Genomic DNA, 12,605 nt, shown 5'->3' on the forward strand with positions numbered 1-12,605 from the left:
TTCCGATGGCCTTTCCGACGACTGGCGTCGATGCGGACGGCGGTGAAGGAGCTGCGGGTCGCCTACATCGCGTTCATGAGGGCGAGTCAGCGGGTGCTCATAGACGGGGTGGTGGTCGACGGGGCCGTGGAAGGCACGGGTGTTGGGGATCTCTGCTGAAAATGGCTCTGACCGCGCTTGCGTGATCGTCATGGCTGGGTGAGGACACGGGTGCGGAGGAGTTTGAAGGAGGCTCGACCGTACATCGCTCGTTTGAGGGTTTTGATCCGGTTCACGTGGCCTTCGACGACGCCGGAACTCCAGGGCAGGGTGAGTCCGGCGGTGACCGCGTCGAGGTCTTGACGGAGGGAGCCGGCGAAGCTCTGCAAGGGCTTCGGGGCGTCCTGTTCGGCTTGGCGGATCCACTGCATCAGCAAGAATCCGCGCTGGTGACGGACGAGTTCGGCGAAGGCCCGGGCCAGGTCGCAGGCTCGGGTGATGTCCGGGCAGGCCAGCCGGACGCCGAGCAGTCGTTCTTCCTGACTGTCGGTGAGTTTGTCGCGCGGCAGCATGATCCATGACGTGATCTTGCGTGGGCTGGGGATGTCGGCCCGGACGGGTTCGGCGGTGCCTGCCCGGAGGGCGGCGAGGTGTTTGCGCACGACCTGGCGGCTCCCGCGGTAGCCGCGTTCGCGGATCTCGTGGAACAGGCGGACGCCGCTGACTTGACCCTGGGTCTCGGTGAAGCGGGCGTTGAGGTATGCCTTGAACGGTTCGAGTACTCCGTTGGGGCGTCGGTCGCGGGCCGAGGCCAGCAACTGGTCGAGGTCGGTGTCGCGGAAGCGGCGGACGGTCTGGCGGTCGAGGTTCAGGCGGCGGGCGATGGCGCTGATGGTCCAGCCTTTGTCGAGGAGCTGATGGATGTCTTGGTAGCGGTGGCGGGTGCGCTCGATGATCTGGGTGCGGGGCAACTCGGGCGGTGGCAGCTCCAGTGTCGGCGGTTCGGGCGGCTTGTCCCCGGCCTCCTCTTCGGCGTTTTTGCGCAGGCAGGCCCGGTGCTGGTGGCACGTCTTCTCCACGGCAGCAGAGAGGTTCTGCAACAAGTGCCAACGGTCCGCAATTTCCTGGGCGTTGGGGGCAGCTTCCTTGATCGCACGAGTGTAGGCCGTGGCGCGGTCGCGGCAGATGATCTCCGCTCCCGGGTGGTCCTTCAGCCAGGCTGCGAGCGTCTCGGCGGTGCGATCGGGCAGCAAGTCCACGACGCGGCCGGCTTCGGCATCCACCAGGACGGTGCCGTAGGTGCGGCCCTTGCGGAAGGCAAAATCATCGACGCCGAGCACGCGCGGCGCCCGCGTCGGCACCGGTGGCGCCTCCAGCAGGCCCAGCAGCCTGGTCCGCCCTGCGGTCAGGCGCAACTGACGGCATAGCCGCTCACCGGCACGTCCGCCCAGTTCCGTGGCGATCGATTGCAGCCACGTCTTCAGCCCCACGCTCGACCTGCGTCGCCGCTCGGTGAGACCGTCGACCTGTTCGGCGAACGTCTTGCGGGCACAGGACCTGCGGTCGCAGAAGTAGCGCCGTACCCGGAGCCGGACCAGCACGCGGCGGGAGCCCAACGGACGCTCAGCGAGGTGTCGTTGATGCGAACTGTGCACGCGCCTCGCACGCTGTCGGCAGTCTGGGCAACGGCCCGGCCCACTGGTGGACATCGCTTCAACCACGAGCTCGCCTACGGACTCGCTGACGCGCTCGACTCGCACATCGGCCCCAGGGAACAGCACATCCTCGATCGCCTTGATCACCACGCAGCGGAACACCAAGCCGAATCGTTCGTGCGTTCCCACCCCTGACCTGGTGATTCACGCAAGCGCGGTCAGAGCCCTGAAAATCCCCAGAAACGCTCAGGCTCCTCGCTTGGTTCAGCCTTGAACGAGTCGCCGGTCCGTCCGGCGTGAGCTTCGGTCCGTCGGCCTGCCGAGTCGGTTTCGCGAGTTGATCCGTGTGGCGGTCAGCTCACCAAGGCTTGGTGGTGAGCCTCGCGGATGACCTGATCGGCGGTTTGGTCAGGAGTGAGGGCTGAGGTGTCGAACCACCAGCCGACATCGCCGAGTTCGCGCTTCATGCCAGCGTCGAGACCTTCATAGCCATCGAAGTCGAACTGCTCGTGTGGGTCCCTGATCGTGTTGCGGTACCGGCACACCTCAATGCCCGGCATGAGGACGACGAACAAGACCTGCCGAGCCGGGAGGAGGCTTACGAAGAAGTCCAACTGCCTGCGGTCGGGGATCACCCAGTCGATCACAGGCGTGAAACCTGCATCGCAGACGTTGTTCGCCAACATGCACAGGTTGCGGTTGCACAGATCCACCTGCCGCGCTGCTTCGTCGGCCGGCGCGCCAAGGGCCCCGACGCGACCGCCGACAATCAGCCTGCTGATCTGGTCACCGTCGAGCCGCGCGGAGCGTGGCAGCTGCTCGGCGACCAGCCGGGTCACCGTCGACTTCCCCGCCCCAGGCATCCCCGTCACGATCAGACAACTCGACCCCTCAGCAGCGATCACGTTCGGAAGCCTGTCAAGGTGCGTGCTGGCTGGCAACTGCATTTCCAGGTGCGGGCGTCGGCAAGTTGGACGGCTCAAGGTGGCCTGAGCCACAGACCGTTCCACCCGTGCCGGAGAGCGATCGGCCCTCGACACATTCCTGCCGCGTGAACGCCGCACGGCAGGCAAAGAAGGGCCCCGGCATCGCGCAGATGCCGGGGCCCCTCACGTGTGGACCCGCCCCGCCCCACCCCCGCGAGGGCTGGACGAGTCCAGTCCATCAGGCCGTCAGGGCAGGAGCCTGCGGCGCGGTAGGCAGCACCTTGGACAGCAGCTTCGCCACGGCGATGACCGTCCGGTCCGACAGGTACGGGCCGATGATCTGGATGGCGAGCGGAAGGCCGTCGCGGGTCTGGCCGGTAGGCATCACCACCGAGGGCAGGCCGACGGGGGAGGCAAGATTGACCCAACTCGTCTGGTCGAAGAAACTCCGTTTCTTGCCGTCCACGGTGATGTACCGGTCCTTGGAGGGGACCGAGGTCTGGTCGAGGACAGCAGCGGTCGGCGCGGCCGGAGTGATCAGCACGTCGTGCGAGGCGAAGTAGTTGGCCCACTTCCTGCGGAGCTTCTGCCTGTCCTCGTCGGCACGCGCCCAGTCGCGGTGCCGCATGGTGCGGGACTTCAGGTAGAGCGCGGAGGGGGAGTCATCGGCCACGGCATCGGCCGCCTTCACCTCGCCGGCGAACGTGGCGTCGTCGGCCGCGGCTGCCGAGGTTGCGTGCATCAGGCGCTCGAACAGGATGTTGGAGGCAGCGAAGTCGACGGGCCGCGTGCTGTCGTCGATGGTGGCGCCGGAGGTGCGCAGCGCGGCAGCGACTTGTTCCATCAGGTTGCGCGTCGCGGTGTCCACGCGGCAGAACTCGTCGTCTGCCCACAGCCCCACCCGGTACTGGTCGAGGTGGGACTTGGTCGGGGCGGGTAGCTCGATCTTCCAGGCGTCGGCGTCAGCTGGGGCCGGGGAGGCGAGGACGTCCAGGAGCAAGTCGAGGTCGTCGGCGTCCCGCGCGATCGGGCCGAGGGTGAGCATGTCGCTGGAGGTGAGCCAGCCTGGCGGCCGGGGAATGTGGCCGCGGGTGGGGACAATCGGGGACGCGCCGCGGGAGGTGCGCAGGGCATAGACGCCGCAGTATGCGGCGGGCAGCCGGAGCGACCCGGCCAGGTCCGACCCGACTTCCAGAGAGCTGAGGCCGGTCGCGATGGCCACGGACGGGCCGCCGGAGGAACCGCCGGCGGTGTGGTCGGATGAGAAGGGGTTGTTCGTCTTCCCGAAGATCGGGTTCGACGTCTGGATGTCCTGGCACATGGTCGGTGTGTTGGTCTTGCCGATGATGATGGCTCCGGCCTGGCGGAGCAGCGCGACCGCGTCGGCGTCGGTGGTGGGCACGTGGTCGCTCAGGTCGGGAGAGCCGCACGTTGTGCGTAGGCCCTTCGTCTCCAGAGCGTCCTTGAGGGTGATGGGCAGGCCGTGGAGCGGGCCCAGGGGACGCCCGGTCTCGGCGAGGTGGGCATCAGCCTTGTCGGCGGCGGCGCGCGCTGCGTCGGCATCGAGGGTCACCACGGCGTTCAGCCCCGGGTTCACCTTGGCGTGGTGGTCGAGAACTTGGTCTAGGAGTTCGCGGGCGGTGATGGTGCCGCGGCGCAGGGCCGCGAGTTGGGCGCGCGCGGTAGAGCGGTAGGGGGCGGTGCTGTTCATGGCGTCCTTGGTTGCTGCTGCGGAGGGTGCCGCGAAGGCCGACTTCGGCAGAGTGGCGACGGCGACCGCGGTGGCGGCTGAGGTGAGGAGGGATCTGCGGTTCACGTGCGGACTCCAGGGGCGCATTCGGCCTCGGGCATGGTCGTGGGCGCCGTGAAGTAGCGGGCGACGCGGACGAGGTGGCGGAGGTCCTTCCGCGGGGTTGAGGTGTTCAGGGCCGCGTCAGCGTAGGTGGCGGGTTCGAGTGCTGGCCCGTGCTGGCGTTGTAGGAGAGCGGCACGGATTTGGTCGGCGGTGACGGCTGCGATGCGATGCCTACGCGGGCGCCACCACGCTGCGCGCTGCCTGCCGGCGAGGGCACGGACGGAGGGGTCGAGGTAGGGCCGCAGTTCGATCTGGGCGTCGCGAATCTCGACGATCCGGCGGTACAGGTCGAAGGACAGATCGCGGGAGTTCTTGTCCGGATCGATGAGGACGATGCTCGGCTCGGCGGCGGACACGGCCTGCCACAGCAACTCCAGCTTCTGGTATTGGTGTTGCTCGCGGCGATGACTGCGGGCTGCCAGAAGGCTCGTTGCCACGATCGGAGTGAAGTAGCCGATCTGGGTGAGGGTGGCCCCGATGTCCCCGCAGATCCAGGCGTAGGGCTCCAACGGCTTCACGCTGAAGTGGAAGAGCGCCCCGAGGATCGCACTGAGGCGGATGCTGCTGTACCCCAAGGTGACGACCGCCCCGACTGCGATCAGGCGTAGCCCGCGACTGATCCACGGGTCACTGATCTCTCTGGCGTACTTCAAGCACACGCGCGTGAGATAGATCTCGGCGGCCGTGTACGTGCACATGTACAGCAGCAGGTACGCCTGGAAGGCCGGGTCGTGCGCGTAGTAGAGCGTGAAGTCGGTAGGCCGCTGGGAGACGGGCGTCAGCATGACGAACAGCAGCGACATCAACAGGATGACCGTGATCGCCGCGGTGAGTAGCCACTGGGCGCGGCGCGCGGCTTCGGCCGCTGGCTTTGTCCAGTAGGAGAGGACGGTGGCCTGGAGGCCGAACACCAAAATCACGCAGCCCTGCGCCAGAGGGACGGCGATGTTGGGCACTCCGAAGACAGCGTCGATGCGAACCCAGATGGGTGTCAGAGAGATCGCATAACTCAGGGCGGAGAAGAGGTAGGTGAACGCGAGGGCCGTCAGGGCAGGGTCGCGCCGGCCCGCGCGCAGGTCCCGCAGGAGCAGCAGGAAGCCGGTGCCCGCGATGGCCAGGCACAGCGGGTGAAGTATGTCTTTCACTGTTCTCGTTTGTTGTCAGTCTTTGCGACGCATCAGCGTGCGCGTGATGCGGTCCGCCGACTAGCTCTGTGGAACGGGGCGGCTGGTGATGACGTGGGCCTGGAGGAAGGAGCCGATCGTCTCGGCTTCCCGCTCGATGGTCTCGGCGTAGTTCGTACGGCCGAGGACCGTCGCCCACAGGCTGGGGTCGAGGTCGCCGAGGACGAGCCCGTCAGTGGATGCGGGGATCATCTCGCTTCCGCGGTGGCCCTTGAGGAGATGGCCGAACTCGTGGGCGATTATGTGGTCTTGATGTGCCGGGCTCGTGTCCGGGTCATAGCCGATGTAGTTGACCCCGCCGCTTCTGATCACCATGCCGCAGGGGGTAGTGCCGTCGGCGCTCTTGCCCGGTGCGATGCGGATCGGTTCGCCGATCAGTTCCTCGATGTAGCCGCGCAGCTCGCGCACGCTCTCAACGCGGGGGAGATCCAGGGAGCGAACGAAGGAGCGGGACTCTTCGAGGACCGGGTCCTCCGGCATCGGCTCGTCACGGTTTGTGCGGCGTGAGCGGCGCCTCATGGATCGCTCCTTGTACTGATGGTTCTGTATCTCCTGCTTAGCTCTCGGATGAGGTTGGTTCGGGAGGCAACCCTTCGAGCCGACGGACCTGGTCGATCATGGCCGCAGCAGCAGTGAGTCCTTCGTCAGACAAGCCCACTGCCCGCATGGCGATCCCTGTGACCCGCGCATCTTGCAGGCGTTTCAACGTAGTTGCCGTCACACCTGCCTCGTGTAGCTGAGCCAGGGTCTCCAACTGCGCGACGAGCGCTTCCGGGGTGGCTCCTTGTCCCATGCGCTTCGTGAAGGATTCGAGCTGCCGGTGCAGTTGCTCGGGGGATGCGCCGGACTCCTTGAACTCGTTGAGGCGGTTGATCATGCTGTTGACGACACTGGCGGTGGCACGGTTGGACCAATAGTCCTGCGGAACGCCGAAGAGCGTGGCCAGCGCATCCATGTGCCTCTTGGTTGGGTTGTCAGCCCGGCCGGTACGCAACTGCCACATGTACGTGGTCGAGAAGCTGGGCAGGCCCCGCTCCTCCAGCATCCGAACGACCTGCGGGTTGCTCAGTGGCCCCCGCGGGTTGTTCCTACACAGATAGTCCAGTCGTTCCGCGAAGCTGCCCTCGGCGGGCTCATCTTGCGGAGTCTGCATGTCGTGTGAATCGGTCACGACGGCGCTTCCCCCTTCAATATCCATTTCAGTTGACCTACATGGACAAGTGGGTCAAGGTTCTGCATAGAATATTAACTCAGGTTGATCCCCATGTTTCCGGTGTGCGGCAGCCTTGCGGGGGATGGCTGATTAGTCCGTTTCTGTGACAGTAGGGTGATCGAACTGATGTTTGAAATTGGTGCTCAAGTAACGGGACGGTTAGACGTGATGCTCTCCTCCACTGAACACGGCCTGCAGAACGCGCCGTCGGCTCCGTGGCGGCACTTGGCGTTGGATAGCAACATCACCTTCTCCGTTGGCCCGGACGCTGCGCCGGCCCAAGCCATGGCACGCGGCACGGCATTTGCGCGTCGAACGCTGCCCGTGCTCATTGGAAGCGCCTCAAACACAGACGCGGTCAGGCAAGACGTCTTGGCCGTGCTCACTGAACTCGTCGACATCACTGCTCGCTATCGAGCCAGTGCCGACGTGATCAGCCGCGTTGCCTTCGACGGCGTTGACGTCACAGTGTCGGTGGGGGAGATGGGGGTCGCGTTGCCCCCGCCGGAGGATGAGCCTGGTCTGTACCTGGTGCACCGAGTCGCCGACGACGTCGGCCAACATGAGGGCTTCGATGGGGGCTACGTGACCTGGGCCGCCATCCGCGTCTAGGTGTACTGGTCGGGGACGTTGATCAATCGTGAGAACGGGGGCTGGTTGCCGCAAGCGGTGTGCGGACGGTGCTGGTTGTACTGGTGCAGCCACGGTGGCAGAGCGTCTCGGCGTTGTTGCTCGCTGGTGTAGCAGCGGGCGTAGGCCCAGCCGTCGGCCATGGTGCGGTGGAAGCGCTCGACCTTGCCGTTGGTCTGCGGACGGTAAGGGCGCGTGAACTTCGGCGTGATCGAGAGGGCGTCGCACGTGTCGCGCCACAAGTAGGACCGGTAGGCGCCGCCGTTGTCCGAGAGCACCCTCTCGATGGTGACGCCGCGCTCGGCGAACCACTCCACCGCGCGATGCAGCACGCTGACTGCGGTTCATGGCCGTCTCGTCATTGTGGACCTCGGTGTAGGCGACGCGAGAGTGGTCGTCGATGACGGTGTGCACAAACGCGTATCCGAGCTTCGGGCCGCCGTAGGCGTTGCGTGACTTGCCCGGAGTCGCGACGCGGTGCTTCTCGCCTTGGCGGCGGCCGACGTAGCGCCAGCCGCCGCCATCGGGAATGTTCCCGAGCTTCTTCACGTCCACGTGCACCAGCGATCCCGGGTGGTCGTGCTCATACCGCCGGACGGGTTCACCAGTCGCGCGATCGACGTAGGCAAGTCGGTTCAGTCGGGCTGATCGCAGGATTCGGTGCACTGTCGACGGGGCGATGTCGAGTCTCGCGGCGAGCTGGACCGGCCCTTCTCGCAGACGCAGTCGCAGGTTGACGCACCTCTTCGTCACGGTGATGGTTGTCTTGCTCGGCGATATCCGGGGTCGTGAGGATCGGTCCTGCATGGACTCACCTGCAAGGTAGCGGTCGACCCAGCGCTTTACGGTTGGCCAGGACACCTGGAATCGGGCCGCGACTTCGCTGATGGGCCAGCCGTCGTCAACGACGAGTCGCGCGACTTTCAGACGGTGGCGCGGGGTGAGGGCAGCGTTCGGATGTGACATTTCTGAGCTCCTGGACAGACTGAAGGGCCGACCATCGTGTGTGGCCGGCCCTTCGACAACTAGACGTGTGGGTAGGGGGCGTGCAGATCAGTCCACCGGGGAGACTCGGATGAGGTTGCCGTCGGGGTCGGTGATCACAAACGTGCGGCCGAAGACAGCGTCGTGCGGCTCCTCCACGACATGGACTCCCTTCGAGACCCAACTCGTGAAGATCTCGTCAATCGCAGTCGCTGCTCCGGAGACCATCAGCCCGACTTCGCTTGTGCGAGGGGTGCTCGGGACCGCTTGCTCGCTGTAGCCCGTCCACAGCGCGAACAGGACACCGGGGGCAACCTCGAAAGCTACGTAGTGGGGACTGATGAAGGTCGGTTCGATCTCGAACAGGTCGCTGTAGAAGGCGGTAGCGGCCTCGGCGTCGCGGACGCCGATCAGGAACAGGTTGGGTGCGGGCATAGAGCGCTCCTCAGATCGTTGAAGTCTCGGTACCGCTCCAGTTGACCGCCGCATCGCGACAGAACCTGTCACCTTTTCTGCGAACATTAGTCAGCATGAAGGCTTCGAGGCTGTTGCACCTCTTGCTGCTCCTGCAGACCCGTCAGCGCATCACCACCACCGATCTCGCCGAGCATCTGGAAGTGTCTCGGCGGACCGTGCTGCGGGATGTCGAGGCGCTCTCGACAGCAGGTGTGCCTGTCTATGCCGAACGCGGGCGGAACGGCGGGATCGTCTTGCTCCCCAGTGCACGGCTCAACGCATCCCATCTGGAACCACCAGAGCTGGAGGCACTCTCCGTAGCCGGTTTGGACAGCGCGCAACTTGAGCGTATGGGCCTGTCTGCGGTGTGGGAGTCGGCCGCGCGCAAGATCGCCGCCCGGCAGACTGCAGTACCTGGATCGCCGAGCCTGCTGCAACTGGCGGACCTGGTGCTGGTAGACAGCACCGCGTGGTTTGCTGACTCAGAGGCAGCGGTCGACGTATCGGATCTAGCCTCGGCACTGCGACACCGCCGCCGGCTGCGAATCCAATACCGGCGCAGCGCCGAGAATCAAGCCTCAACGCGGGTGGTCGACCCGTACGGGATCGTCGCGAAATCCGGTCGCTGGTATCTCATCGCCGATGACCAGGGGAACGGTCGGCTGTTCGCTCTGGAACGACTCTCGTCCTACGAACAACTCGACGCGCCAGCTGCTCTCCGACCAAGCGAAACCCTCCGCACCAGATGGGCCGCGTTGAAGGAACGCACCGAGGGGCAAGGTCGCGTGAGCGTGACCGTCCGCCTGCCAGAAAATGGACTCGACCTGGCGCGGCGCATCCTCGGCAGCCGCATCCACGACGTCTCCGACGCGGAAAACGGCTGGTGCACCGTCGTCGTCCGCTACCCCGACATCGAGTCAGTGCGTCAGCTCCTCCAGTTCGGCGACCACATCGAGATACTCACCCCAGGGACAGCCCGCGAACGCATCAGACAGCTCGCCAGAGACCTGGCTGAAAGGCACTCAACCCCAGCTTCGTGAGCGCCGAGCGGAACGTCCTGCCCTCAATCAACGTCTCCGGTCAGTACATCTAGGGGCCGCGCCATGGCCAGGGCAAGCCTGCTTCTCTGCGCGGCGAGGGGGGCGGCGAGGGCGACTCGACGCCGGTGGTACCTACGAGGGTGGGGCTGACCTGGCCGCTGTCGTCCAGCCCGACAGACCTCGGACGAACCCGGCGATGAGCGTCGCCACTGCTTCCGGGGCTTCTAGGGTCATGGGGTGGCCGGCGTCGATCTGGGCGACTGTGATCGTCGGCCGGTTGCGGGAGAGCTCGGCCAGTTCTGCACAGAGCCCCCGTGCGAACCGGGCGGAGAGGTCGTCGAACCATTCCATCGAGCGCCTCGGCGGTTCCGGCCGGCCGGCCTGTACCAGCAAGAGCGGAGACTTCACCCCCTCCAGCCAGGCGGTAACACCGAGCGCGCCGAGTCGGTCGAGCTCGTCGTACATCTCCAGCGCCGCCGTCCGTTCCGGCAGTGTCTGCCATCCCCCGCCGGGTATCGGGCGTACGGCCGCGAGGGCTGCCGCCTTCGCACGGTCAGGGGGAATCCCGTACCGAGCGGCGTGGACGACTTGCCCCTCGATGTACCCGGGTGGCACGACGGCTCCGGCCGAGGACCGGAGCAACTTCCCCACCCGCTCGGCACCGGGGTACTCGCCGGGCCGTCCCCACCAAAAACCGTCCAGATTCACGGCGGCACGGGTACTGCCCTCGTACGCCCGCGCGTACTCGACCGCAACCAGCCCGCCGAGGGAGTGGCCCACCACGACAGCAGTCTCCGCCAGGCCGTGGGCGTCCAGTGTGTCCGCGACGTGCCGCACCACGGTGGAGATCGTCCACGGGGCGATATCGGGGGAACGGCCGTGCCCGGGAAGGTCCATGGCGAGGACACGGTGCCCCGCGGTGAGTGCCGCAGCCGAGGCGTCCCAGTCGGCGAGCGACCGCCCCGCCCCGTGCAGCAGAACAAGCGGCGGGCCGTCGCCTCCATGGTCATGCACGTGCAGCAGCATCTGACCTGCTCCCCTCGCGTCGGCCGCTTCCCGCGGTCAGCCGCCACAGGCCCGCCACCCGGTAGTAGACACCGTTGACCAGTTGCAACAGCACCATCGTGACCGGCCAGAGCAAACCGCCCAGTCCGGGCACGACGTTGACCGGCAGCGTGTAGGACATCACGACGCGCGCCGCAGCGTCGATGAGTAGGGCGAGGCCCCAAATGACTGTGGAGACCCGCCAGATGCGCCGGAAGACCGGTTCGTTTCCCCACAGGGTCTCCCATGACGTCCCATCGGAACGGAACCGTCCCTCCAGCAGCGGTCGCGCCCCCAGATAGGCCAGGGGCCGCCTCGCCCGCACCGACCCCAGGAAACACAGACCGGCCACGGCCGTCACCCAACCATCCCTGGCCAGCATGAACCGTGTGCCCCCGCTGATCAGCGAAATCACCATCCCCAGCAGCATCACCCCCGCCATGAAAGCCGCCATCCCCTCCAGCCGGCGGTCCCGCAGCCAGTACACCCCCGCGGTCACCACGGGCAGCACCGCGCCGGCCAACAGCGCGGCGAACGTACTCGTGCCCAGCGCGCGCAGCGCATAGAAGAGCACGATGGGCGCGCCCACGTCCCACACCAGTTGGAGCAGCAGGCGGCGGTTGCCGGGGTGCTCGTCGTCGGCGGTCACGGCTCCTGCCTGGTGGCGAGGCGGGCCAGTGTGGTCAGTTCGCGGACGCACTGCGTCAGGGACAGGCGTGGCGGATGTTTCATGCGTACGATCGCCGCGTCGATCGCGGACTTCAGGGTGAGTGCCATCAGCCCCGTGTCGAACTGGCGGAATTCTCCGCTCTCTTGCCCCGCACGCAAGATCGGCTCCAGCGCTTCGACGTTCGCCCGCGCCGTGGTCTCCACGCCGTAGCGCAACGCGCCCTCCGCGTCCCTTTCGTTCCTGCAGATTTCGTACATCGCCCGTACTGAGGAGGGGTTGTGAGCGGCCCACTCCACCTGTGCCTCGATCCGAGTGGTGAGCGCACCGACCGCCGTTGTCTCGCCCGCGACGCGTTGCGAGATCACACGGTGGGCGCGCAGCCCAACTTCTTCCAGAACGGCGTCCATCAACTCCCCCTTGGTGCCGAAGTGGTAGGAGATCAACCGGGTGCTGGAGATTCCCGCCCGTTGTCTGATCCGTGCGAACGTCGTCTGCCCGTAACCGCTCTCGGCCAGAGTCTCGATGGCCGCCTCCACGATCTGCGCCCGTCGCGCGCTCGCGGCAAGCGACCGATCGGGGGTGCCGGCGGAAGAGGGGCCCGGTTCGTTTTCTCCGTCTGTTACTTGCATGAGTAATTCATTGCTCAGCCGAGTAACGCTCAAACCTGCCGGAAGCAAAGTCGCGGAAACGCGGTGATGTCGTGTCGTGCGGACGGCGATCCGGGCGCCGACGTCCGGGGGTGTGCAGGAGGCCGCGGTGGCCGCCACAGGCATCCAGGTCGAGCGCAGTCCTCCGCCTTGCGCTCCGCGTCGGCTCTCAGGCCAGATGTCGAGCCGCACGGCACCAGACACCGCAGGCTGCTCGCTTGCGGCGCGCGGCTGCCCTTCTGGGCCGGGTGGCCGCAGTCGCGGCTCTCTGGGACGGCGACACCGTCCGCAGCTGGTTCGTCCTCCTGGTCGTAGCCCTGGA

General features: G+C 66.4%; 12 protein-coding genes and 1 pseudogene. 2 read left to right on the plus strand and 11 right to left on the minus strand.

Going from position 1 to position 12,605, the window contains the following annotated elements; translation table 11 throughout:
• Positions 1-188 precede the first annotated feature (188 nt).
• The 6 genes from ACO0M4_RS10260 to ACO0M4_RS10285 form a co-directional block, all read right to left on the minus strand.
• Positions 189-1,688, minus strand: coding sequence for an ISL3 family transposase (locus tag ACO0M4_RS10260; RefSeq protein WP_430371327.1), 1,500 nt, complete (start codon positions 1,686-1,688; stop codon positions 189-191).
• A gap of 299 nt (positions 1,689-1,987) precedes the next feature.
• Positions 1,988-2,539, minus strand: coding sequence for an AAA family ATPase (locus ACO0M4_RS10265; RefSeq protein ID WP_430369518.1), 552 nt, complete (start codon positions 2,537-2,539; stop codon positions 1,988-1,990).
• A 259-nt stretch (positions 2,540-2,798) separates the two neighbouring features.
• Positions 2,799-4,376, minus strand: a complete 1,578-nt coding sequence (locus tag ACO0M4_RS10270) for an amidase family protein (protein ID WP_430369519.1) — start codon at positions 4,374-4,376, stop codon at positions 2,799-2,801.
• On the minus strand, positions 4,373-5,560 hold the full coding sequence (locus ACO0M4_RS10275; protein WP_430369520.1) for an MAB_1171c family putative transporter: 1,188 nt from the start codon (positions 5,558-5,560) through the stop codon (positions 4,373-4,375). The genes ACO0M4_RS10270 and ACO0M4_RS10275 overlap by 4 nt, the downstream gene beginning before the upstream one ends.
• 60 nt (positions 5,561-5,620) lie before the next feature.
• Positions 5,621-6,118: a hypothetical protein gene (locus ACO0M4_RS10280; protein WP_430369521.1), complete on the minus strand. Its 498-nt coding sequence runs from the start codon at positions 6,116-6,118 to the stop codon at positions 5,621-5,623.
• A gap of 37 nt (positions 6,119-6,155) precedes the next feature.
• On the minus strand, positions 6,156-6,770 hold the full coding sequence (locus ACO0M4_RS10285; protein WP_430369522.1) for a hypothetical protein: 615 nt from the start codon (positions 6,768-6,770) through the stop codon (positions 6,156-6,158).
• A 156-nt stretch (positions 6,771-6,926) separates the two neighbouring features.
• On the opposite strand from ACO0M4_RS10285, the gene ACO0M4_RS10290 reads away from it, so the two are divergent.
• A complete protein-coding gene (locus ACO0M4_RS10290) occupies positions 6,927-7,424 on the plus strand; it encodes a hypothetical protein (RefSeq protein WP_430369524.1) in 498 nt (165 codons plus the stop codon).
• Here ACO0M4_RS10290 and ACO0M4_RS10295 read toward each other — a convergent pair.
• Positions 7,421-8,408, minus strand: a pseudogene (locus ACO0M4_RS10295) (IS481 family transposase). The gene ACO0M4_RS10290 and the pseudogene ACO0M4_RS10295 sit on opposite strands and share 4 nt — an antisense overlap.
• Positions 8,409-8,495: 87 nt before the next feature.
• On the minus strand, positions 8,496-8,861 hold the full coding sequence (locus ACO0M4_RS10300; protein ID WP_030981285.1) for a VOC family protein: 366 nt from the start codon (positions 8,859-8,861) through the stop codon (positions 8,496-8,498).
• A gap of 95 nt (positions 8,862-8,956) precedes the next feature.
• Here ACO0M4_RS10300 and ACO0M4_RS10305 point away from each other — a divergent pair, with 95 nt between their 5' ends.
• Entirely contained in the window at positions 8,957-9,922 is a 966-nt protein-coding gene (locus tag ACO0M4_RS10305) for a helix-turn-helix transcriptional regulator (protein ID WP_430369525.1), read from the plus strand.
• A 132-nt stretch (positions 9,923-10,054) separates the two neighbouring features.
• Here ACO0M4_RS10305 and ACO0M4_RS10310 read toward each other — a convergent pair whose 3' ends face one another.
• From ACO0M4_RS10310 to ACO0M4_RS10320, 3 genes are read right to left on the minus strand one after another with little or no spacing between them, the layout of a single operon-like run.
• Positions 10,055-10,936: an alpha/beta fold hydrolase gene (locus ACO0M4_RS10310; protein WP_430369526.1), complete on the minus strand. Its 882-nt coding sequence runs from the start codon at positions 10,934-10,936 to the stop codon at positions 10,055-10,057.
• Complete coding sequence (locus ACO0M4_RS10315) at positions 10,929-11,615, minus strand: VC0807 family protein (RefSeq protein ID WP_430369527.1); 687 nt, start codon at positions 11,613-11,615, stop codon at positions 10,929-10,931. Before ACO0M4_RS10315 ends, ACO0M4_RS10310 begins: the two co-directional genes overlap by 8 nt.
• Entirely contained in the window at positions 11,612-12,475 is an 864-nt protein-coding gene (locus ACO0M4_RS10320; protein ID WP_430369529.1) for a TetR/AcrR family transcriptional regulator, read from the minus strand. The genes ACO0M4_RS10315 and ACO0M4_RS10320 overlap by 4 nt, the downstream gene beginning before the upstream one ends.
• Between the last annotated feature and the right edge of the window lie 130 nt (positions 12,476-12,605).

It is taken from the genome of Streptomyces sp. RGM 3693 (assembly GCF_050471125.1).
GTDB lineage: Bacteria > Actinomycetota > Actinomycetes > Streptomycetales > Streptomycetaceae > Streptomyces.

Excerpts from the sequence above, each read along its gene's own strand:
- ACO0M4_RS10305 (WP_430369525.1), top strand. The coding sequence starts at position 8,957 with ATGAAGGCTTCGAGGCTGTTGCACCTCTTGCTGCTCCTGCAGACCCGT.
- ACO0M4_RS10300 (WP_030981285.1), bottom strand. The coding sequence starts at position 8,861 with ATGCCCGCACCCAACCTGTTCCTGATCGGCGTCCGCGACGCCGAGGCC.
- ACO0M4_RS10280 (WP_430369521.1), bottom strand. The coding sequence starts at position 6,118 with ATGAGGCGCCGCTCACGCCGCACAAACCGTGACGAGCCGATGCCGGAG.
- ACO0M4_RS10260 (WP_430371327.1), bottom strand. The coding sequence starts at position 1,688 with ATGTCCACCAGTGGGCCGGGCCGTTGCCCAGACTGCCGACAGCGTGCG.